The following is a 1634-nucleotide window of genomic DNA, read 5'->3' as shown; positions in this document are numbered from 1 at the left end:
AGTCGATCCCGCTGAACGCCAATGGCAAGGTCGACCGGGCCGCCCTGGCCGCGTCGGTGACCGGGGGCGGGCGGGTGCACGTGGCTCCCCGCACCGACCTGGAGCGGCAGCTCGCGGACATCTGGGCGCAGGTGCTGACCCTCGACACGGTCAGCGTCGACGACAGTTTCTTCGACCTCGGCGGTCACTCGATCAGCGCCATCGCCCTCGTCGGCGCGCTGCGTACGGCCGGCATCCCCGCCTCGGTGCGCGACATATTCCTGCACCGCACCGTCGCCGCGCTCGCCGCGAACCTCGAAGCCGAGCAGGCCCCCGTCGAGCCGGCGTTCCAGCCGGTGGCCCCGTTCGCGCTGCTCGACGACGCCGACCGGGCCGCCCTGCCCGCCGGCCTCACCGACGCGTACCCCATCGCCCAGGTCCAGCTCGGCATGCTCGTCAAGACGATGACCGACACCGAGCGGCACACGTACCACAACGTGTCGGCCTTCCCGATCCACGACGAGCAGCCGCTGGTCCCCGACGCGCTGCGCCGCGCCGTTCAGACGGTCGTCGACCGGCACGAGATCCTGCGGACGTCGTTCGACCTGAACGGCTACTCGGTGCCGCTGCAACTCGTGCACGCCGAGGTGCCGATCGACGTGGCCGAGCTCGACCTGCGCGGCCCGGACACCGAGGCCCGGATGAGCGCCTTCATGGCCGCCGAGCGGGCCAGACCGTTCCCGCCGGACCAGGTCCCGCAGATGCGCGTCGCCGGTGCGATCGGTGAGGGCACCGCCTGGTGGTTCGTGCTGACCATGTCGCACGGCATCCTCGAAGGCTGGAGCCACCACTCCCTCCTGATGGAGATCCTGGACAACTACCGGCGGCTGCGGGACACCGGTGCTCCGGTGCCCGTCGACGCGCTGCCGGTGCGCTACGCCGACTTCGTCGCCGCGGAACTGGCCGCGTTGACGTCCGCCGAGGACGAGTCGTACTGGCGGGGCGTCGTCGCGTACCCGCGGTTCGCCTTGCCCACCGGGTGGGGCGCCCCCGACTCCGACCCCCAGTTCCAGTGCGGCACCCGGGTGCCGCTGCACGACCTGCTCCACGGGCTCAGGGACCTGGCCAGCAGCACCGGCACCGCACTGAAGAGCGTGCTGCTGGCCGCGCACCTGAAGGTGATGAGCCAGATCACTGTCGAGCCCGTCTTCACGAGCGGCCTGGTCTGCCACGGGCGGCCCGAGGTGACCGGCGCGGACCAGGTGTACGGCATGCACCTCAACACGCTGCCGATCGTGCACCGTGGCCCGGCGGCCACCTGGACGGAGCTGATCCGGCAGACCTTCGACGCCGAGGTGGAGCTGTGGCCGCACCGGCACTACCCGCTGCCGTCGGTGCAGCGGTTCACCGACGGCGACCGGCCCATCGAGATCCTCTTCAACTACCTCGACTTCGCGCAGGTCGACACCGACCGGGTTGGCTTCGACGACGCCGTCTACGAAGCGTCCAGCGAGTTCGACCTGCACGTCTCCACCCTGGACGGGACGCTCAGCATCCTCAGCGACCCCCATGTCGTCAGCTACTCCAACGTCCTGCGCCTGGGCGCGATGTACCGGGTGGTGCTGGAGGCGATGGTGGCGGACCCGGGTGGGGAC

At 70.9% G+C, this 1634-nt stretch carries 1 protein-coding gene; it reads left to right on the top strand.

The window, feature by feature from the left end:
• Window positions 1–1634: condensation domain-containing protein (locus ABZ749_RS34900; protein WP_357235628.1), on the top strand; the 1634-nt coding region annotated here is incomplete at both ends.

Origin of the sequence: Micromonospora sp. NPDC047753, assembly GCF_040642735.1 — a bacterium.
Taxonomy (GTDB): Bacteria; Actinomycetota; Actinomycetes; order Mycobacteriales; family Micromonosporaceae; genus Micromonospora.
This window is presented reverse-complemented; position numbering and strand designations above follow the sequence as displayed.